The following is a 22,908-nucleotide window of genomic DNA, read 5'->3' on the forward strand; positions in this document are numbered from 1 at the left end:
TTTCATACTTAAAGAACCCTATCCTGTTTAGGGTTTACAGTGATGGAATTAACATAATGCCGTGAGTTTTTGGCACTGCATGAATATCTATGCGAGAATATGCAAAATTGCTGACCTGTAATAAGAGAATCATAACGACTATGCGCAATTCAGAAAAACAAGATAACTTAGTTCGCGCTTTTAAAGCCTTATTAAAAGAAGAAAGCTTTGGCTCACAGGGTGAGATCGTTGATGCATTAAAACAACAAGGTTTCGAAAGCATCAACCAATCTAAAGTCTCCCGTATGCTGACCAAATTTGGTGCGGTACGTACACGTAACGCAAAAATGGAGATGGTTTACTGTCTGCCAGCAGAGCTTGGAGTTCCTACGGTAAGCAGCTCTTTACGTGAACTTGTACTGGATATTGACCACAACGCTGCGTTAGTCGTTATCCATACTGGTCCAGGTGCTGCACAATTGATTGCTCGCCTACTTGATTCACTAGGCAAATCAGAAGGCATTTTGGGGGTCGTTGCAGGTGATGACACCATCTTTATTACCCCAACAATGCCAGTTTCAACAGAACAATTGTTCAAATCAGTGTGTGAGCTTTTCGAATACACAGGCTAAGTAACTGTTTGTGGGCTATGAAATTAGTTGAATTTTGTAGCCCATAAATTATGTAAACAAAATGATTCCAACGTCTATTTTTTGCCCACCTTATTTGTGATCATTATCACGCTATTGATTTTTTTAACACCCTCACACAAAATCTGTATAAGTAACTGTTATAAAACAGATTAGCTTGCGAATTTATCCCCACCTACTGTCGCAAGCTTTAGACTTATTCGCTATAACTTTTAACAATCGGATAATTTTCTGCCAATTTTTTGTTATGATTCGCTCGCTTTTTCAAACGATTGGATTGGAAAAGATGCCGTTTCCAAATAGGAAACTCCTGAAGTAATTTACAGTTATTTCTGGGTTAATAATGAATATAAGGAAGGGAAATTCATGGCATTTAACAAACTTCTTAAAGTAGGCGCAATCGCTGCAGCAGTTATGGGCGCAGGCGCAGTTAACGCTCAAGAGTTTATTACTATCGGTACTGGCTCAGTAACAGGTGTTTACTACCCTACTGGTGGTGCTATTTGTAAATTGGTAAACAAAGGTCGTAAAGATCACAACATTCGTTGTTCAGTAGAATCGACTGGCGGCTCAATTTACAACGTCAACACTATCCGTGCTGGCGAGCTAGATTTTGGTATCGTGCAATCGGACTGGCAATACCATGGCTACAACGGTACGAGCAAGTTTGCTGAACAAGGCCCGTACAAAAAACTACGTGCAATGTTCTCTCTTCATACAGAACCTTTTAACATCATCGCACGTGCAGATTCTGGTATCGAAAACGTTCAAGACCTAAAAGGTAAACGTGTAAACATCGGTAACCCTGGTTCTGGTGACCGCGCGACAATGGGCGTAGTGATGGATGCAATGGGCTGGACTAACGACAGCTTTAAACTTGCATCAGAACTAAAAGGCTCAGAACGTTCTCAAGCACTGTGTGATAACAAGATCGACGCGTTTATCTACATGGTTGGCCACCCGAACGGTTCAATCAAAGAAGCAACAACCTCTTGTGATGCGAAGCTAGTTCCTGCAACTGGTCCAGAAATCGAGAAAATCGTTGCTAACAACCCATACTACGCATTCAGCACAGTGCCTGCTGGTATGTACCGTGGTACAGATAAAGACGTAAACAGCTTTGGTGTTGCGGCAACAATGGTAACGACTTCTGATGTTTCAGATGACGTGGCTTACAACGTTGCTAAAGCTGTGTTCGAAAACTTCGATACATTCAAACGTCTACACCCTGCATTTGCAAACCTGAAAAAAGAAGACATGGTGAAAGCTGGTCTTTCAATCCCTCTTCATCCAGGTGCAGAGAAGTACTACAAAGAAGTAGGTCTGCTTAAGTAAGCAGCTACTGACTCCAAGCTCAGGCAGAGAAGGATGGTTTTCTGCCTGATTGAGTATGCTGGTCGAACACCTTCTTCCAGCATGCTTTGTTCAATTTGCTTTATGCAATCTGCCGATTTCTTTTTCGGAAGTCGCGCTCACACACCTAAAAAAAGAAAACGCACATGCCCTCCTCTCATAAATCAATGAGTTGAAGGACTGTAGCGATTCACTCGAAAGCAAACTTCGCTCTATTCACTACACTGTTAAAGCGAAGCGCGGTTCTCGATACACAATACAGACAGGACCATCAATAATAAGGAAAAAGTACATGGCGACGAACAACACTCCGTCACAAGATGTGCAAGAAATGGTGGCTCAGGCAGACACAGGTGCGCGTAGCCCAATGGGCTTGCAAGGTCGAATCTTATGGTTCGTTCCACTGTGCTGGTCGCTATTTCAATTATGGTACGCGTCTCCGCTACCATTTATTTTTAATTTTGGCGTACTCAACGACACTGAAGCGCGAGCAATCCATTTAACTTTTGCTACTTTTCTCGCTTTCACTGCTTATCCAGCCATGAAAAACTCTCCACGAGATCATATCCCTCTTATTGATTGGATATTGGCACTCGCAGGCAGTTTTGCAGCGGCTTACATTTACATCTTCTATACCGAACTCGCCGGCCGTTCTGGCGCCCCAACCACGGTTGATATCGTGGTATCCGTCACAGGTATGGCGTTACTACTTGAAGCAACTCGCCGAGCTCTCGGTCCACCACTTATGGTGGTTGCTGCGGTGTTCCTAACTTACACCTTTGCTGGCCCATACATGCCAGATGTGATTGCTCATAAAGGCGCGAGCTTGAACAAAGCCATGTCGCACCTTTGGCTAACAACTGAAGGCGTATTTGGTGTTGCACTGGGTGTATCAACTTCTTTCGTATTCTTGTTTGTACTGTTTGGTGCCATGCTAGAGCGTGCGGGCGCAGGTGCGTACTTCATTAAAGTCGCGTTCTCGCTACTTGGTCATATGAAAGGTGGTCCTGCGAAAGCTGCGGTAGTCGCTTCTGGCTTGTCTGGTCTGGTTTCAGGTTCTTCCATCGCTAACGTAGTAACGACAGGTACATTTACGATTCCACTCATGAAGCGTGTTGGCTTCCCGGGAACGAAAGCGGGTGCGGTAGAAGTAGCAGCATCAACCAACGGTCAACTGACACCGCCTATCATGGGTGCTGCCGCATTCTTAATGGTGGAATACGTTGGTATCTCCTACGTTGAAGTTATCAAAGCAGCTCTACTCCCTGCGCTTATCTCTTATATTGCACTGATTTACATCGTTCACCTTGAAGCGTGTAAAGCAGGTATGACAGGGCTTCCTCGTCGCCATACCCCTACGCTTGTGCAGAGCTTGCTGTCCTTCACTGGTACGATTTTGGGCCTATGTGTTATCAGCGCTTTGGTTTACTACGGTGTGGGTTGGACGAAAGATGTCTTTGGTGATGCAGCAACCCCTATCGTGACCGTCGTACTTCTAATTGCTTATGTGGGTCTTGTAAAGATTTCCGCTAACCACGCAAAAGATGGGGCGATTGAAATCGATGCTGAACTGACTGAAGTACCAGACCCAGGTCCGACGATTAAATCTGGTTTGCACTTTTTATTGCCTATCGTGGTACTGGTTTGGTGTTTGACGGTGGAACGTTTCTCTCCAGGTCTATCTGCATTCTGGGCAACGGTGTTTATGATCTTCATCTTGCTGACACAACGCCCTTTGATTGCGTTGCTATCTAAAGAAGGCGATCTTGTCGAACAAACCAAAAACGGCTTTGTTGACCTAGCAGAAAGCTTAGTATCTGGTGCGCGCAACATGATCGGTATCGGTGTCGCAACCGCTGCTGCCGGTACGGTTGTTGGTGTGGTAACGCTGACTGGTATTGGCCTTGTCATGACCGACTTTGTCGAGTTCATCTCGGGCGGTAGCATTATCCTAATGTTGCTGTTTACCGCGGTCATTAGTTTGATTCTGGGTATGGGCCTACCAACGACGGCCAACTACATTGTGGTTTCAACCTTGATGGCACCGGTTATCGTAACGCTTGGTGCGGCACACGGTTTGATCATCCCACTGATTGCGGTCCACTTGTTTGTGTTCTACTTCGGTATTCTGGCCGATGATACACCACCTGTTGGCTTAGCGGCATTTGCGGCTGCAGCGATTGCAAAGTCGGATCCAATTCGGACTGGTATTCAAGGCTTTACCTATGATATTCGAACCGCAATCCTGCCTTTCATGTTTGTCTTCAATACTCAGCTATTGTTGATGGGTATCGACTCATGGTGGCATTTAGCATTGACCGTGATCTCTTCAATCATTGCGATGTTAATCTTCTCAGCGGCAACACAAGGCTGGTGGTTCACACGTAATAAGTGGTGGGAAACCGTCTTACTATTGGTATTGACCTTCTCATTCTTCCGCCCTGGATTTTGGTGGGACATGTTGTACCCAGCGAAAGTTCTTTCCCCTGGGGTTGAGATAGCTCAAATCACGGAAGGGCTAAATGTAGGAGAATCCATTGAGCTACGAGTCGCAGGTGAAAACCTCGAAGGTGATTACGTAGAGAAAACGGTACGTCTTCCGTTCGAAGATAAAGCAAAAACCGCTGAAGAGCGCATCTCTTCTATGGGTCTAATGCTAACCGAGAACGACGGCAAAATGATCGTAGACATGGTCGAGTTTGGTAGTCCGGCAGAATCGTCTGGCGTCGACTTCGACTGGGAGATCAAATGGATCGTTCAAGACGCTGAGCGCCCAATGAAAGAATGGGTATTTGTGCCTTGCTTAATGATCTTGCTGGTACTTGCCATGAACCAAAAACGTCGTGCTCGTAAGGAACAGTTGAGCGCATAACCGATTAGGCCCCGAGGATAAGGGGCCATGATGAGAGACACTGAATGTATAAACAAATTCTTGTGCCGGTTGATCTAAATGACCAAGGCTTCTCTGACCGAGCTGTTGAGTTGGCTGTTTGGCAAGCTAAACAAGCCAACGCGGAAGTTCACTTACTGACTGTACTGCCCGGTATCCACATGTCGATGGTCGCGACTTACTTCCCGAAAGATGCGGCGGCGAAGATGAAGCAAGATGTGAAGCAGCAGCTAAAAACATTTGCCGATCAACACATCGATGATGAAGTGATTTACAAAGTCCACGTTGCAGAAGGCAAAGCGTATGCAACCATCCTTGATTACGCTGAGCGCTTAGGCGCAGACCTCATCATTATGCCAAGCCACAAACGTTCGAAGATCAATAAAGTGATGTTAGGCTCAGTCGCAAGCAAAGTTGTTGAAAACTCACCAATCAATGTGATGGTAGTGAAGCCACAAGGCTAACGTACTCATTCAAACTCCCAAAATAGAAAAAGGTTGATGCTCGCATCAACCTTTTGTTTTTCTTACGCCTTATTCATCAATATAAACAACGCTCTACCCTGCCGCTCGCACAAACGCGGTTAAAACATCGCTAGAGTGCGATAACGTTAATTCACCAATCTCACCTGACGCTTCTACCTGACCACCTGCCACAAATGCAAAATGACTAGCAATCGCTCTGGCGTCACTTAAGTGGTGCGTCACCATCAAAACGGTGATGCCACGCTCAGCAGCAAGCTGTTTAACCAATATCAGCATCTCTTCACGCAACACGGGATCGAGAGCTGAGAAAGGTTCATCGAGCAGCCACATCGGATGCGACTGAACAAAACATCGGGCGAGTGCCACACGCTGACGCTGACCACCAGAAAGGTGTTCAGGTAAGCGGTCCAGATACTCAGCTACACCCACTTGTCTTGCCGCTTGCTCGACAAGAAGCTTTTGGTCTGCCGTAAGCTTTAACCCCGGATGCAAGCCCAAACCGATGTTGTCTCTTACTGACAGGTGAGCAAACAGGTTATGTTCTTGGAACAACATTGAGAACGGACGCTGATACGGCTCATTACTTACGATAGATTCTCCATCAACCAGAATATCGCCTTGGTCTGGATTGATGAAACCAGCAACTAACGCCAATAAGGTTGATTTGCCAGCACCGCTCGGTCCCATCAGCGACACAATTTGTCCACGCTTAATCTCTAAATCAAAGTGAAATAGCTCACGTTGATAGGTGTACTGAACATCATCCAACACTAACATTACGCTTTCCCCTTTGTTTTCAATACTTTTTCAATCACAGCAAAACAACCGACGCTGAGTAACAACAAGGTAACCGACACAACCGCTGCAGCATCCATTTGATAACTGCCGAGCAGTTGGAATAAATACAGCGGTAAGGTTCTAAACTCTTGCCCACCAAACAAAGCAATCGCACTCAAGTCACCAATCGCAAACATAAAGCTGATAGCAAAAGCATGTGCAAATGGCTTGCGCAGTGCTTGCCACTCCACCACTCTAAAACGTTGCCAACCACGCATACCCAAACTGGCACAGACATACTGATATTGCTGATCAATGTGCAACATAGGTTGAGATAAAGTCTTAATGACATATGGCAAGGCCATCAAACCATTAACCAAAATAACCACAAAAAACGCTAAGCTGAATACATCGGTAAATGAGCGCAGCAATAGGAACAATCCCGTACTGATCACTAAGCCCGGCGTCACCAAAATGATGGTACCAATAAGCTCAATTTGATCAGCGCGAGTATTTTTATACTGCAAACGCCAACGTCGGCTAGTCAGCAAAATCGATACGCCAGCGGCCACGGCAAGAGAACTCGCCAGTACCGCAACGTTGAGTGAATTGAACAGTGCAGACCAAAAACGCTCATCACTCAATACTGGCCAAACTTGCTGGTTGATACCACTGAAGACCACCATCAAAAGTGGCGGTATGACTAGTAAAAAGGCACCTATGATCCAAAAGCTATCCCAAGCTTTTGACCACCCATGATCCTTCGTTAAATATTGCTGTACCGATGTGCTGCCAGTGCTTACTGAGACTGGCTTCGTCAACTTTTGTACGCCAATTGCTAACAAGCCGCACAACAACATTTGCCACAGTGCCAAAAGCGCCCCGGCTTGCAGATCAAAGTCGAACTTAATTGCCTGATAAATGGCAAGCTCAATAGTGGTCGATTTCGGTCCGCCGCCTAACGCCATCACGGTGGCAAAACTGGTAAAGCAAAGCATAAACACTAAGCCACTTACGTGTGGTAATTGCTGCCTTAGGCGTGGCCATTCCACCCAGCGAAATTTATCCCAATGACTCATTCCAAGATGTGCACACAGTTTATGTTGCTCTGCTGGGATAGATTCTAATGCCTGCAAAAGTAGCCGAGCCGCATAAGGCATATTGAAGAACACATGCGCAAGTAAAATGCCGTTCAGACCATAGATGGAAAACGGTAGCTCAGCGTCGATACTTTTCAGCCATTGCGCTAATAAGCCGCTGTTACCGTAAATCGCCAATAAGCCAAATACACCAACTAACACCGGCAGAACTAAGGTAGACGCAAACAACTTGAGTAATAGAGACTTCCCAAAGAACTCACGTCGAGAAAGTGCGTGAGCAACAGGAATAGCAAAGCCAACACTCAATAGTGTAGAAAGGAAAGCTTGGTAGAAGCTGAACTTGGTGACGTGTTGATAGTATGGGTCTCCCCACACCATAGACACATCAAGTGAAGGCGCTTGAACAATCAAAGCACCCAGGGCAGAAATAACAAAGGTCGCGATAATCATCGCGACCCCTAACCCTATTTTCGGAACAGAATTCAAAAGTAGAACCTATGTTAGAACGTCAATGCGCTTTGCCATTCGCGAATCCAAGTCTTGCGCATTTTCGCTACTTCGTCTGCACTAAAGCTCAATGATTTGCTTGGCACGCTCAGAGTTTCAAAGCCTTTTGGTAACTCAACGTTAGTTACTGGGTACATCCAGTTACCTGTTGGCATCGCAGATTGGAAATCATCACTCAAAATAAAGTCCATGAACTCATCTGCTAACTTCGAATTTTTTGAGCCTTTGACCTTAGCCGCCACCTCCACTTGCATGTAGTGTCCTTCGGAAAAATTTGCGCTTGCGTATTTCGCGTCATCTTCTGCAATCAAATGGTACGCGGGAGAGGTCGTGTAAGACAGCACGAGATCGGACTCACCGTTCAAAAACATCGAGTAAGCTTCTGACCAGCCTTTAGTAACCGTAACTGTTTTCGTTGCCAGTTGCTTCCACGCTTGAGTCGCATCATCGCCATAGATGGACTTCATCCACAACATCAAGCCTTGACCCGGCGTCGAAGTGCGAGGGTCTTGGTAAATCACTTTCAGATCATCACGCTCTTCCACCAGCTCTTTCATGCTTTTTGGAGGATTCACCAACTTCTCCTTGTTGTATACAAACGCAAAGTAGCCGTAATCGTACGGTACGAAGGTCTTATCGTCCCAACCATTAGGTAGCGTAGTCTTTGAGGTATCAACATTATGCTCAGCCAGAAGCCCGGTCTTTTTCGCTTCCGCCATCAGGTTATTATCCAAACCTAACACGATATCCGCTTTGCTATTGTTTCCTTCCAAACGAAGGCGGTTAAGGATTGAAACACCGTCGTCCAGCGCAACAAAATTAACGTCGCAACCGCATTTGGCTTCGAATGCTTTTTCGACTTTAGGACCCGGTCCCCAATCGGCAGCAAAAGAATCGTATGTGTAGACAGTTAGGGTGTTTTCAGCGGCAAACGCTGAAGTAGAAGTGATGGTTGCAAGGGCAATCAGACTAAGAGTGGTTTTCACTGCTCGCTCTCCATTTGCATTATTAACATGAGTTGAGCGGCACAGGGTTGAGGCGGTATTTAGGACTTCCAATATCCAGACTCAATTCCTACGCCAGCATTATCTGGTTCAGGTAATACGGGTCCCTGCCTGCTCAACAATGTTAAACAATTAGGTCTCAGCGCTCCTTGGCATTGACAAGGTCAATACCTGATGGGTTTGCTCCCCGATGAGTTGGATGGATTGTAAAGATCTTTTATTGATTACACAATCAACGTTGGTCATAACCCCAGCGTGGCACCAAGCCTTGATCAATACCAAGGTGATCGAGAATTCTTGCCACCATAAAATCCACCAAGTCTTCAATACTCTTTGGTTGATGATAAAACCCCGGCGCTGCGGGCATGATGGTGACGCCCATTTGCGAAAGTTTGTGCATGTTTTCAAGATGCAGTGTTGAAAACGGCGTTTCACGCACCACAAGTAACAGTTGCCCACGCTCTTTCATCACCACGTCTGCAGCACGTTCAATTAAGTTATCTGACATGCCGTGTGCAATGGCCGCGACACTGCCCGCGGAACATGGACACACCACCATTTGCTTTGGCGCAGCCGAACCAGAGGCCACTGGCGAGAACCAATCGTCTTTGCCACAAACGGTGATATTATCTGGATTGCACTTGAGATGCTCAACTAACGCCTTTTGCGCCGCTTCAGGGCCGCTTGGTAGTTTCAGGTCATGCTCGGTCGCCATCACGACACGAGCAGCCGAAGAGATCAACACGTAAACGTGGTAATCCGCAGCAACCAGGCATTCAAGAAGACGGAGCCCATACGGGGCACCAGAGGCGCCCGTTAATGCTAATGTGATGGCTTTTTTAGGGGTTACTTTTTGTTGCATAAATGTCATTAAGCTTTTTGTTTCAGTTGTTCTAGAAGCTTGCCGTGGATACCACCAAAGCCACCGTTACTCATTACGAGGATTTGGTCACCCGGCAGTGCTCGTTCTACGATTTTAGCGACAAAGCTGTCCATCTCTGCACCCACAAAAGCAGGTTGTTTACACTGGTCTGCAATCTCTTGTACTGACCAATCAATGTTGTCTGGTTGGAAGAGGAACACCTCATCAGCACTGTGCAATGAAGCTGCCAGTGTATTCTTATGAACACCGCGCTTCATCGTCGCAGAGCGTGGCTCCAAAACGGCAAAAATACGTTTTTCGCCAACCTTGTTACGTAAACCGCCCAATGTCAGTTCAATCGCCGTTGGATGATGAGCAAAATCGTCGTAAACCGTCACGCCATGCTCTTCACCTTTCAGCTCCAAGCGACGTTTGGTGTTAATAAAACGACCGAGAGCCTGACATGCAAGTTCTGGTGTAACACCCACATGGCGAGCAGCAGCAATCGCCATCAAAGCGTTATCCACGTTGTGGTCACCGACAAGATCCCAATCCACGACGCCAACTTTCTCACCTTGCAATGAAACTTCAAATTTAGAGCCATCGATAACCAATTTGTGCGCTTGCCAATCACCGTCGACACCTGAGAACTGCTTTTCAGTCCAACAACCGCGCTCGATCACGTCTTGCAGCGACTGATCTTGCTTAGGTGCTAGGATCAAGCCGTTGCCCGGAACAGTGCGCACTAAGTGGTGGAATTGACGTTTAATCGCCTCTAGATCGTCGAAGATGTCCGCATGATCAAACTCAAGGTTGTTCATGATCAGTGTACGTGGATGGTAGTGAACAAACTTAGATCGCTTATCGAAAAAAGCACTGTCATATTCGTCGGCTTCTACGACAAAAAACATGCTTTCACCCAAGCGAGCCGACACTCCGAAGTTACCTAATACGCCGCCAACGAGGAAACCAGGCTGGTAACCGCAGTCTTCTAAAATCCAAGCCAGCATGCTTGAAGTGGTGGTTTTGCCGTGAGTACCTGAAACCGCAAGTACCCAGCGATCGTGGAGTAAAAACTCCTGTAACCATTGCGGGCCAGAGGTATAACGCATGTTAGTGTTCAATACATGCTCAACACATGGGTTACCACGGCTCATCGCGTTACCAATCACCACAAGATCGGGTTGAGGGTCAAGCTGAGAAGGGTCAAAGCCTTCAATTATTTCAATACCTTGCGACTCTAACAGGGTGCTCATTGGTGGATAAACATTGGCATCTGAACCCGTTACTTTATGACCTAACTGACGAGCCAAAACTGCTGCACCGCCCATAAACGTGCCGCAGATACCCAAGATATGAATGTGCATAAACTTAACCTTGTAATGCGTTCTTTAATCCTTTCATTATCGTGATAACTACCAGAAAAGCGAGTGCCTTTCGCCCTGTTCGTGCAGTCTCTTTCACAAATCTGACAGGGCTTAGCACTGACTGACCAAGCATTAACCAAGAGATTCCCTTCTTATGCAATAAGACAAATAATTTGCGATCTCAGTCGGTTACTTCATTACCATTAATAAGATCTGCGTCATAAACTTACATCTAGCGCAATCGTTTAACACCCATAAAGAGATGCCTCTATTGCGCGACACCCCCAACGAAATGAAAATGTAAGGATAAACCATGTCAGGACTGCGCACCCTAGGCGAATTCATTGTTGAGAAACAAGCGGATTTCCCCCACGCTAGCGGTGATCTTTCATCTCTCTTAGCTTCTATTCGCTTAGCTGCAAAAATTGTTAACCGCGAAATCAACGCGGCCGGTCTTGGTGACATCACTGGCGCTGTAGGTACGGAAAACGTACAGGGCGAAGACCAACAAAAACTTGATCTGTATGCGAATGACAAATTCAAAGCGGCCCTCGAAGCTCGCGACCAAGTATGTGGCGTTGCAAGTGAAGAAGAAGATGAAGCGGTTGCGTTCAATAAAGAACTCAATCAAAACGCAAAGTACGTTGTACTTATGGACCCACTCGATGGCTCATCAAACATTGATGTGAACGTATCAGTCGGGACCATCTTCTCTATTTACCGTCGAGTTTCTCCTATTGGAACCCCACCAACAGAAGAAGACTTTCTACAACCAGGCCACAAACAAGTGGCAGCTGGATACGTAATTTACGGTTCATCCACCATGCTGGTTTACACCACAGGTAATGGCGTAAACGGCTTCACTTATGACCCATCGATAGGCAGCTTCTGTCTTTCTCATGAAAACATGATGATCCCTGAAGATGGCAAGATTTACTCGATCAACGAAGGCAACTACATCCGCTTCCCACAAGGCGTTAAGAAGTACATTAAGTACTGCCAAGAAAACGAACCTGAAGATGGTCGCCCATACACCTCTCGCTACATCGGTTCGCTGGTTGCTGATTTCCACCGCAACTTGCTGAAAGGCGGCATCTACTTGTATCCAAGCACGCAAAGCCACCCTCAAGGTAAACTTCGCTTGTTGTACGAGTGCAACCCAATGGCATTCTTGATTGAGCAAGCAGGTGGTTTAGCGTCTGACGGCGTTAATCGCATCATGGATTTGAAACCAACAGAATTGCATCAACGCGTGCCTTTCTTTGTCGGTTCTAAAAACATGGTGAACAAAGTCGAAGCATTCCTTGAACTGCATCGCGACGAAGAATAATTTCAGACCTTTGTCCAACGCGGCGGGTGTTTACCTGCCGCATTTTTGTCGCTAAAGTGAGTAACGAATCAATCGTAAGATGAGCCTGACTCATCCTCACTGAAAAGGACTATTCAAATGAGCTTAAACAACGTACCAGCGGGTAAATCATTGCCTGACGATATCTATGTCGTGATCGAAATCCCTGCTAACGCCGATCCAATCAAATACGAAGTAGATAAAGACACTGGTGCTGTATTCGTTGATCGTTTCATGTCTGCACCTATGTTTTACCCTTGCAACTATGGTTACGTGAACGACACCCTTTCTCTAGACGGCGACCCAGTAGACGTACTGGTTCCGACTCCTTACCCACTGATGCCAGGTTCTGTGATTCGTTGTCGCCCAGTTGGCGTATTGAAGATGACGGATGAGTCAGGTGAAGACGCAAAAGTCTTCGCTGTCCCGCACTCTAAAATCTCAAAGGAGTACGAGGGCATTCAAGATGTCGGTGACATCCCGGAACTATTGAAGGCACAAATTACACAATTCTTTGAGCGCTATAAAGAGCTGGAAGCTGGTAAGTGGGTGAAAGTTGATGGCTGGGCAGATGTGGCCGCAGCAAAAGCAGAAATCCTAGAATCTTACGAACGCGCGCAAAACAAATAACTGCGAACGCTTAAAAGTAAAAGAGCTGCACGTTAGCAGCTCTTTGTAGTTTTATGGCTTTGATCAGTACTCGCCTGCGGTTGAGTGTCTGCCCGATTCATAGTTTTGTTGGAAGAATGGGTCAATGTCATCGCAAATACCGAAGTACGGCATATCTCTCACACCTAGCATGTAAGCACTCTGTTCGCAGTACTCTTTTTTACCTTCCTGATAGCCGGATTGATAAGCCATAACCAATTCGGGTGTAGCACGATTCGTTTCATCAAGTTTGGCGATTCGCTCTTCCGATAGCTCGATTAGACCATCAAGGGCAGATTGCTTACCAAAAGCCTGCCAATCTGTGACGTTGGCAGATGTTGGTAGTGATGTTTGCGCACAAGCACTGAGCAAGACCAGCGCTGCACCGATAGCAAATAACCTCATGTTCACCCCTTAAAATCTAGTAGCGTTTACTGCCCTTTGCAGTTCGCCCTAATTCATATTCTCGGCGGAAGCGATCATCAACATCATCACATATCCCGCGATAGTAGCGCCTACTTTCTCCCAACGAGAATGCATCTTGTGCGCAGTAGTTTGAGCGCCCCGCTTCATAACCATTGCTGTATGCCACGTAGAGTTCGTCGCCATTGTTGAACTCTTGCATTGACAGTTTGGTGTCCCCGGCTTCAGCTTGCTGCATGCCATATTGCTTCCATTCCATACTGTCGTTGCTACTCGGTGGTGTCGTGCTTGAGCACCCCACTAAAAGCAGCAGTATCATTGGTGATAGATATTTCATCGCAGACCTCCCAAGTCTTTGTTGTATATATCGTCAATGCATACGTTACTGCTCTAATTATAGTTCACACTCGTTGACACCAATCACCAGATGCAATCTCTTCAGTCAATTGCTCGGTATCTTGGTACAAATAGATCCAAGCTTGGCCAAACGGCGTGATGATGCTTTCTCTGCGATACTCTACAGGTACATCCTCAAGTTTATCGAGCTCCACCAGCGTTTCATTATCAATCAGATAAACTTCACCCTGTATCGCCTTCTGTCCTACCGATAAAGCAGGGTATCGCCCTAAATCATACAGTGCGAATTGAGCCTCGGTCTCATGGTGACCTAAAAACTCGGCGCTATTCAAAAAGTGATGGTTTCCCTCTCCTTTGCGCAAAGTGCCATAAACAAAAATCAAATGCTGCATAACCATTCCTTAGTTACGATAAAAAGCTAAGCTTAGTCGAATTCAAATTGGTACAGCAAATCAACAGCACTATCCACGCCAGAAACCGCTTCTAAGTACAAATCTTTCATCAATCGGTATCGCACGGTGAATTCACCTAATGAGGTAAAGATACCTACACCGTATTTAACTTGTAGGCCAGGAAGTATGTAACCACTTACCGTCACTTGAGAATCATCACCAGAGCCTGCGGTATCCAACTGCAAATCTTGTACACCAAAGGCTTCGCCAATCTCACCGACGACTTTACCGCTCTTCGCTAAACTCAAACCAATCAGTGTTGTTGTCATCGCATTACCGCCAGACTCAGCATCAATATCTTGACCACGTAATAAGTAAGACAGCGCGTTCGCTTGCGGCATCGCAGGGTCGGAGAAAATTTCTACCGTAGGGTCACTTGCCGGGCCAGTCACACGCACACCGGCCGTCACGTCATCTTGCGTGTTATCTGGGTTACGAATCGCTTTGATAGAAACATAAGGCTGATCCGCAGGACCGTTCATCATGATCTTACCTTCTTCGATCACCAAATCCTGACCAAATGAACGGTATGAACCATCAATGATGTTCACCTCACCAACGATGAATGGCCCTTTATCTTTCTGAGTAACGTTTAGGTTACCTTGCAAATCGCCCTTCAAACCAAATGCTGACAACTGGAAATCATCTCCAATTTTGATGTTGATATCTGTCTCTACGTTAAATGGTAATGCCTCATCACCATCTACCGGCTGCATGTCTTTATTTAATATAACGGTATCGCTCGACACACCAACGGCACTTGGCGGCAACTCATCAATCAAAATACGTCCCCATGGGAGATTGATGTTACCTTCAACCTTAGCGAGCTTAGGGGTCACATCAATGGTCATGTCTGGCTCGACTTTGATTCTTACCATTGGCGGCATATCCACTTTCAACTCTTTCGCAAATACGCGAGCCTTCGTGTGCCAATTTTCTAAATCACGCCAATCCGCGTCACCATTGATCTCCAGCTTGCCATCCGGCGTGATGATGCCCGCATTTAAGTCTGCTTGATGCCCTTTGAAGTTAATCGCAACTTGTCCTGAGTCGATGTCAATTGGTGTTACTTCACCTTGCAGCTTCATTTGGTCAATCAAAAACTGGCCATTCACCTTCGGATGCATCACATCACCAGATAAAGCGAGATCCGTGTTCATGTTCGCCTTGAACAAGCTGTACTCACCGATAAGTGGCGCCAAGAAGTCCAAGTGGAACGTCGATAGCGACACTTTACCGTTAATCGTAGGCTTCTCGGACGACACATCATTCAGAGCGACCTTACCAGACAAATCCCCGTTATCCGTGACATCAAGTAACCACTCAGCATCAAGCTTATCTTGCGCCAATTTGGCTTTAAAACTCACACTTTCCCAACCGACTTTCACTGGTTGCTCTAGCGTTTGCTCTACCTGACCTTTTGGCATATCGACATTCACCGTGACTTCCGGTTTCATGTCTGGTGCCCATTTCGCAAACGCATTCGCGTTCACTGAACCATTTAGCTTGGTTTCTGCAGGTAAGAATTGTTTGATTTGGTCGAAGTCAAAGTTAGTAATGGCTAACTTCGCCTCGCCGCTCTTGCCGACACTAATGTCTTCACTCAGACATACGCTTGAATCAGACTGTAACCAACAGTGTGCTTGGACATCGGCGATCTGTTTATCAATGTTGATTTTAACTGCCGTCGATTTTTGCAGAGCCCATGGACCTTGTGGTGTACTCAACGTTAAACGGCGCAGCGCTCCATCCCAGATCATCTCGGGCTTTTGCTTAAAAGTACCTTCGATTTCTAAACTACTTGAAACAATGTCAGACACCACATCCAATGTCAGTTGGTGCAGCTTTTCGTCACCAGTGACTTCGAGATCTGCACTATCAATTTTGATGTCGTCATAGGTAATGTTTTTGGCAATTAAGCTCACGTCCGCTTTTGGCGCAGGTAGAGGAGTCACATCACCTTTCAAAGTAATAGTTTCAACCTTTGCTTGCTGTTGCCAATCGAGTTGGTTCAGCGCAAGATCCAGGTTGATGTCTGGTTGCTTCAAACTGCCACGTAGCGCAACCGTACCATTCATCTTGCCGCTAAGATCGGGCACACTTTTCGAAAAGTCAGGGAAATTCACCTCAACATCCATCAAGATTTGCTTGTCAATTTTACCTTTGGCATGCAGTTGGTTAGGACCATGCGATAACGCTAAACCTTGAGTATTTAGCTGGATATCTTCACCCTTACCATTCTTGTCAGACGCCTCTAATTGACCTTCTATATTCAGCGGATAACCACGCAAAATACCGTCAATATCAAGCTTAGGAAGGCTCACTTGCCAACCGCCTTGCTCCGTTAAAGAGCCTGAAGTAGATAAACTACCGCTGATGTCCCCTTCCGCTTCTTGCCACTGCAAACCCGGTTGAATGTGCTTCAGGTTCAAGTTCGCTTGCCAGTTGATAGGTGTAGCCCAATTCGCCATCACTTTACCAGCCAGTTCACCGCCTAAGGTTTTCACCACAATACTGTCTAGGTCAATCTGTTCTAAAGTGCCTTTACCATTCAAAGCAACATCTAACGCAGGAATATCCTTACCAGATGCTTTGGTTTCTAATGCAACGGTGTAGCCCTCTAGTGAACCTTTAGCCGCTAAGCTAGGCACCGAAACTTGGTAGTCACTCTTACCACTCAATGGCCATTGCGCCTCAACATTGTTCAGCTTGATATCAAATGGCAGCTCCGTTTTCAGTGGTTGGATTTGCCCTTCAATCTTCGCTTTAACCAAATCAGACAGCGTTGCCTGCAAGGACAAATCACCGACAGACCCTGAAGCTGATAAAGACAGTTTCTGACCTTTCACATCAGCTTGTTTAACGAGCGCGTCAATTTGTGCTTGAATTGGATAGTCGCCAGATAACGTCACTTGCGTACTCAACTTGCCTTCCACTTCAGGCATGTCGAGTTCTAACGTTTTTACCTCAACTTTATCGCCACCAGCTTTGGCTTCGAGCCCTAAGTGATGAACAATAACCGGAGTGTCACCAGCCAATTTGAAATCGTGAATATCCAGTCGCTGCGCTTCTATCGTTAGGGGGATCCACACTTCAGGCAGAACAATGCCCTTAGGTTCAGACTCAGCTTTCGCCGCTTTGTTTTCCGCTTCTTTTTTTACCGCAACATCTTGAGTTTTTAGTTTTTCTTTTTGTTTCACAGCCTGCTTTGATGTCTTCGCAGCATCGTCCTGATTACTCGCAGCGCTGCCCGATTCATCAACAGCTGTCGCTTGTGCCGTTGTCGATGATTGATCTTCTTTTGGCGTTTCGTCTGTTGACGCCAATGCCACATTGATCACCTTCAATGCCGTGGGAGCAATTACCAAACGGTCGCCTTGCATCGACAGCGCTGTAGAAAAATCTTGCCAATCAATCTTGTTACCCAAAATATTCAAGTTGATGTTATTCAGGCTAACTTTATTTACGAAAATAGGTACTGGTGTGCTAATTGAGCGCAGTGGCGGCGTTTCTTCTACTGGTTCCTCACTCGGCGGCAACTCCGGCATTTGGAAGTTCACACCTTGGAGTGCAAGTTCATCCACGCACACTTTTGGATCGAAGAAACAACGGAAATTTATCGCAAGGGTAAGGCGTTCAACCTTTGCGTCGACATTCAACGATTCATCGACAAAGCTGACGTTGTGCAAAGCAAAGCGAGGGAACAAAGATCCTTTGATCTCTTCGACCTTCAGTTGTGGTAGTGCCTTTTCTGCTCCCCACAAAGCCAGCTTTAAACCGGGATGGGTGAACAAGACTGTACCGATGAAAATCACCAGCAAGAGCACCAAACTCAGCAGACTGATCGAGAACCACTTCGTCCACTTAAGCGTTGTTTTCATCATAGCTCAGGCCCCAATGAGAAGTGGATACGAAATTCTGGTTTAGGCTCAGCGTCTAAGCCCCAAGCAAAGTCAAAACTCACGGGTCCAACAGGGGATGCCCAGCGAATACCAACACCTGCACCCGATTTCCACACTGGAGTTTCATTGAACGCATCACCGATGTCATAAAAGGCTGCACCCCACCAGTTGCCATAAACGCGATACTGATACTCTAGGGTACTGGTCACCATGTATTTCGCACCAGTCAATGCTCCACTGGCATCTGTAGGCGAGATAGATTCGTATCCATAACCACGAATGTTGTTGTCACCACCAGCAAAGAAACGCAGCGATGGTGATAGTTTTTCAAATTCTTCGGTGATGTTGGCACCACCTTCTAAGCGGAATAAACCACGATGATTCTGACCAATGCCACGAATCCACGACGTCCGACCTAACAAACGAAGAACGCGAGTTTCAGACAACAAAGCGGGATCACCGTATTCAACGGTGACACTTTGTTTGTCTCCCCACATTGGCATATTGCCACCGCGAGTTCGAGTCCGTGAGAAAGAAGCACCAGGCAGAACGAATTGCACTCCGTCTTCTTGCAAACCTTGTGAAAAGTTTTCGTACAAGTGACGAACGTATAACGTCTTATGCCAACCACCATCGGTGATCCAGTGGCGTTCTACCGCAAGATTCGATTCCAAACTCTCTGTATCGCGGTTATCGAGGTGCTTCAAACCAAACTGCAATTGGTAATACTCATGCAGTACATCATCGAGAGGGATTTTGTAGCCTGCGGTAATCGTCTGCTCAGGCTTAGAAAGAGATAGCGCCGTATCAAAACTGTGACCACGCGCACTTACCCATGGTTTTTTCCACTTTAACGTACCACGCACACCGGTATCGGTAGAGTAACCAATACCAGTTTCGAGTTGGTTTTTTGCTGCGGGAGCTAACGAGACTTTAATCGGTAGATCTCGACCATCATCAAGTTTACTGAGGTCTGGTTCAACAAACACGGAGGAGAACCAATCGGTATTCGACAGGTTTTGGTTGTACTCACCCACTTCAGACACTAAGTAGGGTTCACCGGTTTTAAATGGGCGCAAAGAGTCCACGCGGTCTTCCCAGATCTGACTCCCCAAGATTTCCACTGTACCAAAGTGATATCGGATACCACTGTCATAGTGCAGGCGAACATTGGCTTCATTCAACTCTGGAACCACTTCCAACTTACTCAGCGTAAAATCACCATTAAAGTAGCCACGCTGCAAAGCTAAGTTACGAATGCTGGATTTGAGGCTATCGTATTCCCCTTGATTAAGGATACGGCCCTCTTTCAATCGTGATTTGTTGATGAGGTTAGTAAACTCTTCATCTTTTTCTGCTTCACCGGAGATCACCACATCCATGACCTTTACCCTTACAGGCTCGCCCGGTGTAACGTTGACGATCAATTCATCATTATCTTTCGTAATAGAGTATGAAATTTTCGCATGATAATAGCCAAGCGCATTCATCGCTTCGGTGATACTTTGACTTAATCGCGCCTGAAAGCGTAAAGACGTCGAATAATCATCTTCTGGTATCGATGATAGGTAAGCGTTCACATTGTCTTCTAGCGCACCATCGATCCCTTTTACAGTCAGGGATACATCGGCATAAGCGCTATGAGAAAAAACAAGTAGGCTAGCAATAATTGGGATAGCTTTTTTTATCATGCTTTTTAGCTGGATGAGGTTAAATAAACGTAAACAATAATAACGCCAAATAAAGGCTAAGTCTGTAATATTAATAGGTTTACCGCGGTCTATGTCATTACACCATCAGATTCAGACTGAATATTAAAGTTCGCAAAATTAAGACACGTATTGAAGGACGAATACTATGCTCAACAAACAGACAATGATCAGTATAGAAGATGCACTGCCAGGTAGAGAGGCATCAATGCAGATTGATGACACCCATTTTGTTAATCAATCAAGCTTAACGGCATCACCGCAAGCTCACCAACAACAAATATTATTCGGTATGGGATGTTTTTGGGGAGCAGAACGTTTTTTCTGGCAACTTGAAGGTGTGATGTCGACGTCTGTAGGCTACGCCGGAGGCTATACGCAGAATCCAACATACGATGAAGTGTGTAGCGGAAAAACAGGACATACAGAAGTCGTAAGAGTCATCTTCGATGAACGAGTAATTTCTCTAGAGCAACTGCTTGCCGCATTTTGGGAGAAACACGATCCAACTCAAGGCATGCGCCAAGGTAATGATCTCGGCACTCAATACCGTTCCGCGATTTATACCTACTCACAAGAACAGTTAGAAGTAGCAGAAAAATCGAAAACACAATACCAACAAGCATTACAAGAAGATCAACGCGCAGCCATCACCACAGAAATTCAAGCCGCTGGGCCTTATTACTTCGCTGAAACGTACCACCAGCAATACCTAGCAAAGAATCCAAACGGTTACTGTGGTTTAGGCGGCACGGGGGTCTGCTTCCCACCAAGCCTTCAAGGTTAGTCCCAAACTAAAAAGAGCGACGAAAGTCGCTCTTTTACAATTCTGACAATTAAACAGGTAGAGATAAAATGGCCCTGTTAACTTCTTTGAATACCGACAATTGTTGGGGGTTTTTGATGTCTGGTAGTAACACTTTACCGTTATCAAAACGGAACTGACCAACTCCAGCAATTGAGAACTGACCTTTGAATAAAGTCTTAACGAAACGCGCCACCTGACGTGGACGGTAAACAGCAAACTCACGAAGCATAACCACCTCAATATCCTTTTGAGAAAAACATGATTGCTCTTTCCTTGGCAATCTTTATGCGCTATTTGCGACGAGGTTCATTGTACCAAATTCCAACCTAAACGCAACATTACTTAACTCTGTACGTTAAATAATTGTTATAACCAGTTCTACATTTTTATGCATCGTAAGTATATACTTGGTAAGTCTCACAACCCATACGGAACATAACAATATGAAAACTAAGACTCTCCTTCCTATTTTCTTCGCTCTTGCACCTGGTCTTGCGCTTGCTCACAACCTTTCAATGGGTGAAGCAGTTCCAGCAGCAAAAGTAGACGCGTACGGCGAAATCGTACTGCAAGGTGAAGGTGTGGCGTACCAGCCTTGGGCGACACAACAAATGCTAGGAAAAGTACGAGTGATTCATGCCATTGCAGGACGCAGCAGCTCGAAAGAAATGAACGCGCCGTTGATGACAGCGCTAACTGACGCTAAGTTCCCGGAAGATGCCTACCAAACTACAACCATCATCAACCAAGACGACTCAATCTGGGGAACTGGCTCTTTTGTGAAATCATCAGCACAAGACAGTAAAAAAGAATTCCCATGGTCATCAATGGTTTTAGATGAGAACGGTGTTGTGGCTAGCACTTGGGCACTACAAGAAGAAAGCTCGGCAATCGTAGTGCAAGATAAGCAAGGTAAGATCCTGTTTATCAAAGAAGGCGCATTGACAGCAGATGAAATCAACCAAGTACTTGGCCTCATTAAACAAAGCATCTAATACTCACTCGCTCCTTGTTACTCTCAAGCGAGGAGCGTCATTCCTTTCTTTCTGCGTAAGTTCTTATTCCTGCATAGATAATTTGCTCTATACGAACAAAAGAGTGAACTTTTCATAAAAATGGGTGTTATATTATAACACTAGGTATCGTTTCGGGCTTTAAGATGCACTGTCGTTGGCAAGCAATTACACATCATTGGCATCGCACTGTTGTATTGTTCAGTGTTGCGTTGTTGATCGCTTGGAACTTTGCCACTATTGCTCATCAACTCGACCTCATTCCCGAACACCACAGTGAACATCATTGCCAAATGTTTGCCGGAGCGCATCAAGGGCTTGCGAAGGCTCAGCCAGAACTCAGTGCGCCCACCTTCTCTAGACTCGCTCACGTAGATGTAGCCGAAATCACCTCTCATTTAGAGGACGTCACGTATACCGCGCGTGCACCACCTAATTTTGCGTTCTAAAAACCACTACCCATACTAAGAACAAACCTTGTTATTCACTTTGCTATTTGAGCAAGTAACACATAAAAAATTAAACAAAATTAGGAATAAGAAAATGCCATCTAAACACGCTTTAGCTCTTGTTATCGGACTTTCTCTATCAGCTACTGCTAACGCAGAAGAATATCGTCAACATGAAGCGCACGTTCATGGTCATGTCGAATTCAACATTGCTCAAGACGGAAAAGACTTACTAATTGAAATCACTTCTCCAGGTGCTGACGTGGTTGGTTTTGAGCACGCACCTGAAAATGCAGAGCAAGAGCAAGCCTTAAAACGAGCGGTTGCCGCACTAAAAGACACAAACAAACTGTTTGCAATTAACCAGCAAGCGAAGTGTGTGATTGAAGAAGTTCAAGTCGCGCATACGCTTGGCCAAGATTCTCATGAAGGCCACGATCATGGTAACCACGAAGGACATGATCATGATAAGCACGACCACTATAGCCATGAGGGTCACGACCATGACAAACATGAGCATGGCGACCACGAGGGTCACGACCATGACGAACATGCTCATGATGACCACCACGATCACGAAGGTCATGACCACGAAGGACACGACCACGAAGGACACGATCACGAGCACGGCGGTCACGGTGAGTTCACCGTTGAGTACCGTTTCCACTGTGATTCAGTCGCCGATCTAAATAGCATTGATACGACTTGGTTCAAGCAATTCCCAGCAACAGAATCCATCAGCGTCAACTTATTTACTGACACAACTCAGTCTGCGACAAGCCTAAGCAAAAACAACACTAAGATCGCAATTAAATAAATCACATA

Annotated in this window: 21 protein-coding genes and 1 riboswitch; of the genes, 10 read left to right on the forward strand and 11 right to left on the reverse strand. The window is 45.8% G+C overall.

Annotation, left to right across the window (positions count from 1 at the left end; translation table 11 throughout):
• Positions 1 to 140: 140 nt before the first annotated feature.
• From argR to ATB76_RS08390, 4 genes are all read left to right on the forward strand, one after another.
• Positions 141 to 611, forward strand: coding sequence for a transcriptional regulator ArgR (gene argR, locus ATB76_RS08375; protein WP_005430583.1), 471 nt, complete (start codon positions 141 to 143; stop codon positions 609 to 611).
• 384 nt (positions 612 to 995) lie between these two features.
• The gene (locus ATB76_RS08380; protein WP_009707802.1) at positions 996 to 1,964 is read left to right on the forward strand and encodes a TAXI family TRAP transporter solute-binding subunit; all 969 of its coding nucleotides are present in this window, start codon (positions 996 to 998) and stop codon (positions 1,962 to 1,964) included.
• Positions 1,965 to 2,274: 310 nt separating this feature from the next.
• Entirely contained in the window at positions 2,275 to 4,854 is a 2,580-nt protein-coding gene (locus ATB76_RS08385; protein WP_038866109.1) for a TRAP transporter permease, read from the forward strand.
• 44 nt (positions 4,855 to 4,898) lie between these two features.
• Entirely contained in the window at positions 4,899 to 5,336 is a 438-nt protein-coding gene (locus ATB76_RS08390; RefSeq protein WP_005437370.1) for a universal stress protein, read from the forward strand.
• A 93-nt stretch (positions 5,337 to 5,429) separates the two neighbouring features.
• Here the strand turns inward: ATB76_RS08390 and thiQ are convergent, their stop codons facing one another.
• The 5 genes from thiQ to mpl all read right to left on the reverse strand — a co-directional run bounded on the left by thiQ (position 5,430) and on the right by mpl (position 10,974).
• Positions 5,430 to 6,134 (reverse strand): thiamine ABC transporter ATP-binding protein, encoded by a 705-nt coding sequence (thiQ, locus tag ATB76_RS08395; RefSeq protein WP_061035041.1) that lies wholly within the window; start codon positions 6,132 to 6,134, stop codon positions 5,430 to 5,432.
• Positions 6,134 to 7,720: a thiamine/thiamine pyrophosphate ABC transporter permease ThiP gene (gene thiP / locus ATB76_RS08400; RefSeq protein WP_081094900.1), complete on the reverse strand. Its 1,587-nt coding sequence runs from the start codon at positions 7,718 to 7,720 to the stop codon at positions 6,134 to 6,136. The genes thiQ and thiP overlap by 1 nt, the downstream gene beginning before the upstream one ends.
• A 14-nt stretch (positions 7,721 to 7,734) precedes the next feature.
• Positions 7,735 to 8,727, reverse strand: a complete 993-nt coding sequence (gene thiB / locus ATB76_RS08405; RefSeq protein ID WP_061035043.1) for a thiamine ABC transporter substrate binding subunit — start codon at positions 8,725 to 8,727, stop codon at positions 7,735 to 7,737.
• 68 nt (positions 8,728 to 8,795) lie between these two features.
• A riboswitch (TPP riboswitch) is annotated at positions 8,796 to 8,945 on the reverse strand.
• 32 nt (positions 8,946 to 8,977) lie between these two features.
• Positions 8,978 to 9,616 carry a flavin prenyltransferase UbiX gene (locus ATB76_RS08410; RefSeq protein ID WP_061035044.1) on the reverse strand — a complete coding sequence of 213 codons (639 nt, stop codon included), beginning with the start codon at positions 9,614 to 9,616 and terminating at the stop codon, positions 8,978 to 8,980.
• Positions 9,616 to 10,974 carry a UDP-N-acetylmuramate:L-alanyl-gamma-D-glutamyl-meso-diaminopimelate ligase gene (gene mpl, locus ATB76_RS08415; protein WP_061035045.1) on the reverse strand — a complete coding sequence of 453 codons (1,359 nt, stop codon included), beginning with the start codon at positions 10,972 to 10,974 and terminating at the stop codon, positions 9,616 to 9,618. The genes ATB76_RS08410 and mpl overlap by 1 nt, the downstream gene beginning before the upstream one ends.
• Before the next feature lie 313 nt (positions 10,975 to 11,287).
• Between mpl and fbp the strand changes: the two genes are divergently transcribed.
• Both fbp and ppa read left to right on the forward strand, forming a co-directional pair.
• Entirely contained in the window at positions 11,288 to 12,304 is a 1,017-nt protein-coding gene (gene fbp / locus ATB76_RS08420) for a class 1 fructose-bisphosphatase (protein WP_038866098.1), read from the forward strand.
• Between the two features lie 117 nt (positions 12,305 to 12,421).
• Complete coding sequence (gene ppa / locus ATB76_RS08425) at positions 12,422 to 12,952, forward strand: inorganic diphosphatase (protein WP_038866096.1); 531 nt, start codon at positions 12,422 to 12,424, stop codon at positions 12,950 to 12,952.
• 63 nt (positions 12,953 to 13,015) lie between these two features.
• Here ppa and ATB76_RS08430 read toward each other — a convergent pair whose 3' ends face one another.
• The 5 genes from ATB76_RS08430 to ATB76_RS08450 form a co-directional block, all read right to left on the reverse strand.
• Positions 13,016 to 13,375 carry a DUF2799 domain-containing protein gene (locus ATB76_RS08430; protein WP_038878330.1) on the reverse strand — a complete coding sequence of 120 codons (360 nt, stop codon included), beginning with the start codon at positions 13,373 to 13,375 and terminating at the stop codon, positions 13,016 to 13,018.
• 16 nt (positions 13,376 to 13,391) lie between these two features.
• Positions 13,392 to 13,730: a DUF2799 domain-containing protein gene (locus tag ATB76_RS08435; RefSeq protein WP_038866091.1), complete on the reverse strand. Its 339-nt coding sequence runs from the start codon at positions 13,728 to 13,730 to the stop codon at positions 13,392 to 13,394.
• Positions 13,731 to 13,794: 64 nt separating this feature from the next.
• The gene (locus tag ATB76_RS08440; RefSeq protein ID WP_039974675.1) at positions 13,795 to 14,142 is read right to left on the reverse strand and encodes a gamma-glutamylcyclotransferase; all 348 of its coding nucleotides are present in this window, start codon (positions 14,140 to 14,142) and stop codon (positions 13,795 to 13,797) included.
• Between the two features lie 32 nt (positions 14,143 to 14,174).
• Positions 14,175 to 18,086: a translocation/assembly module TamB domain-containing protein gene (locus tag ATB76_RS08445; protein WP_042599791.1), complete on the reverse strand. Its 3,912-nt coding sequence runs from the start codon at positions 18,084 to 18,086 to the stop codon at positions 14,175 to 14,177.
• Positions 18,083 to 19,795 (reverse strand): autotransporter assembly complex family protein, encoded by a 1,713-nt coding sequence (locus ATB76_RS08450; protein ID WP_038866086.1) that lies wholly within the window; start codon positions 19,793 to 19,795, stop codon positions 18,083 to 18,085. The genes ATB76_RS08445 and ATB76_RS08450 overlap by 4 nt, the downstream gene beginning before the upstream one ends.
• Before the next feature lie 166 nt (positions 19,796 to 19,961).
• On the opposite strand from ATB76_RS08450, the gene msrA reads away from it, so the two are divergent.
• Positions 19,962 to 20,600 carry a peptide-methionine (S)-S-oxide reductase MsrA gene (msrA, locus tag ATB76_RS08455; protein ID WP_038878338.1) on the forward strand — a complete coding sequence of 213 codons (639 nt, stop codon included), beginning with the start codon at positions 19,962 to 19,964 and terminating at the stop codon, positions 20,598 to 20,600.
• Between the two features lie 49 nt (positions 20,601 to 20,649).
• Here the strand turns inward: msrA and ATB76_RS08460 are convergent, their stop codons facing one another.
• A complete protein-coding gene (locus ATB76_RS08460) occupies positions 20,650 to 20,850 on the reverse strand; it encodes a DUF1107 domain-containing protein (protein WP_038866081.1) in 201 nt (66 codons plus the stop codon).
• Positions 20,851 to 21,064: 214 nt separating this feature from the next.
• On the opposite strand from ATB76_RS08460, the gene ATB76_RS08465 reads away from it, so the two are divergent.
• The 3 genes from ATB76_RS08465 to ATB76_RS08475 all read left to right on the forward strand — a co-directional run bounded on the left by ATB76_RS08465 (position 21,065) and on the right by ATB76_RS08475 (position 22,900).
• Positions 21,065 to 21,616 (forward strand): YtfJ family protein, encoded by a 552-nt coding sequence (locus ATB76_RS08465; protein WP_038866079.1) that lies wholly within the window; start codon positions 21,065 to 21,067, stop codon positions 21,614 to 21,616.
• A 164-nt stretch (positions 21,617 to 21,780) separates the two neighbouring features.
• Positions 21,781 to 22,083: a DUF2607 family protein gene (locus ATB76_RS27125; protein WP_080774269.1), complete on the forward strand. Its 303-nt coding sequence runs from the start codon at positions 21,781 to 21,783 to the stop codon at positions 22,081 to 22,083.
• 94 nt (positions 22,084 to 22,177) lie between these two features.
• The gene (locus tag ATB76_RS08475) at positions 22,178 to 22,900 is read left to right on the forward strand and encodes a DUF2796 domain-containing protein (RefSeq protein WP_042599792.1); all 723 of its coding nucleotides are present in this window, start codon (positions 22,178 to 22,180) and stop codon (positions 22,898 to 22,900) included.
• Positions 22,901 to 22,908 lie beyond the last annotated feature (8 nt).

Origin of the sequence: Vibrio sp. MOR3 (assembly GCF_001557775.1) — a bacterium.
Classification (GTDB): Bacteria; Pseudomonadota; Gammaproteobacteria; order Enterobacterales; family Vibrionaceae; genus Vibrio; species Vibrio jasicida.

Bases quoted from the DNA above. Each gene is read 5' to 3' on its own strand.
- argR (WP_005430583.1), top strand. From the start codon at position 141: ATGCGCAATTCAGAAAAACAAGATAACTTAGTTCGCGCTTTTAAAGCC.
- ATB76_RS08380 (WP_009707802.1), top strand. From the start codon at position 996: ATGGCATTTAACAAACTTCTTAAAGTAGGCGCAATCGCTGCAGCAGTT.
- ATB76_RS08385 (WP_038866109.1), top strand. From the start codon at position 2,275: ATGGCGACGAACAACACTCCGTCACAAGATGTGCAAGAAATGGTGGCT.
- ATB76_RS08390 (WP_005437370.1), top strand. From the start codon at position 4,899: ATGTATAAACAAATTCTTGTGCCGGTTGATCTAAATGACCAAGGCTTC.
- thiQ (WP_061035041.1), bottom strand. From the start codon at position 6,134: ATGTTAGTGTTGGATGATGTTCAGTACACCTATCAACGTGAGCTATTT.
- ATB76_RS08410 (WP_061035044.1), bottom strand. From the start codon at position 9,616: ATGACATTTATGCAACAAAAAGTAACCCCTAAAAAAGCCATCACATTA.
- mpl (WP_061035045.1), bottom strand. From the start codon at position 10,974: ATGCACATTCATATCTTGGGTATCTGCGGCACGTTTATGGGCGGTGCA.
- fbp (WP_038866098.1), top strand. From the start codon at position 11,288: ATGTCAGGACTGCGCACCCTAGGCGAATTCATTGTTGAGAAACAAGCG.
- ppa (WP_038866096.1), top strand. From the start codon at position 12,422: ATGAGCTTAAACAACGTACCAGCGGGTAAATCATTGCCTGACGATATC.
- ATB76_RS08430 (WP_038878330.1), bottom strand. From the start codon at position 13,375: ATGAGGTTATTTGCTATCGGTGCAGCGCTGGTCTTGCTCAGTGCTTGT.
- ATB76_RS08435 (WP_038866091.1), bottom strand. From the start codon at position 13,730: ATGAAATATCTATCACCAATGATACTGCTGCTTTTAGTGGGGTGCTCA.
- ATB76_RS08440 (WP_039974675.1), bottom strand. From the start codon at position 14,142: ATGCAGCATTTGATTTTTGTTTATGGCACTTTGCGCAAAGGAGAGGGA.
- ATB76_RS08445 (WP_042599791.1), bottom strand. From the start codon at position 18,086: ATGATGAAAACAACGCTTAAGTGGACGAAGTGGTTCTCGATCAGTCTG.
- ATB76_RS08450 (WP_038866086.1), bottom strand. From the start codon at position 19,795: ATGATAAAAAAAGCTATCCCAATTATTGCTAGCCTACTTGTTTTTTCT.
- msrA (WP_038878338.1), top strand. From the start codon at position 19,962: ATGCTCAACAAACAGACAATGATCAGTATAGAAGATGCACTGCCAGGT.
- ATB76_RS08460 (WP_038866081.1), bottom strand. From the start codon at position 20,850: ATGCTTCGTGAGTTTGCTGTTTACCGTCCACGTCAGGTGGCGCGTTTC.
- ATB76_RS08465 (WP_038866079.1), top strand. From the start codon at position 21,065: ATGAAAACTAAGACTCTCCTTCCTATTTTCTTCGCTCTTGCACCTGGT.
- ATB76_RS27125 (WP_080774269.1), top strand. From the start codon at position 21,781: ATGCACTGTCGTTGGCAAGCAATTACACATCATTGGCATCGCACTGTT.
- ATB76_RS08475 (WP_042599792.1), top strand. From the start codon at position 22,178: ATGCCATCTAAACACGCTTTAGCTCTTGTTATCGGACTTTCTCTATCA.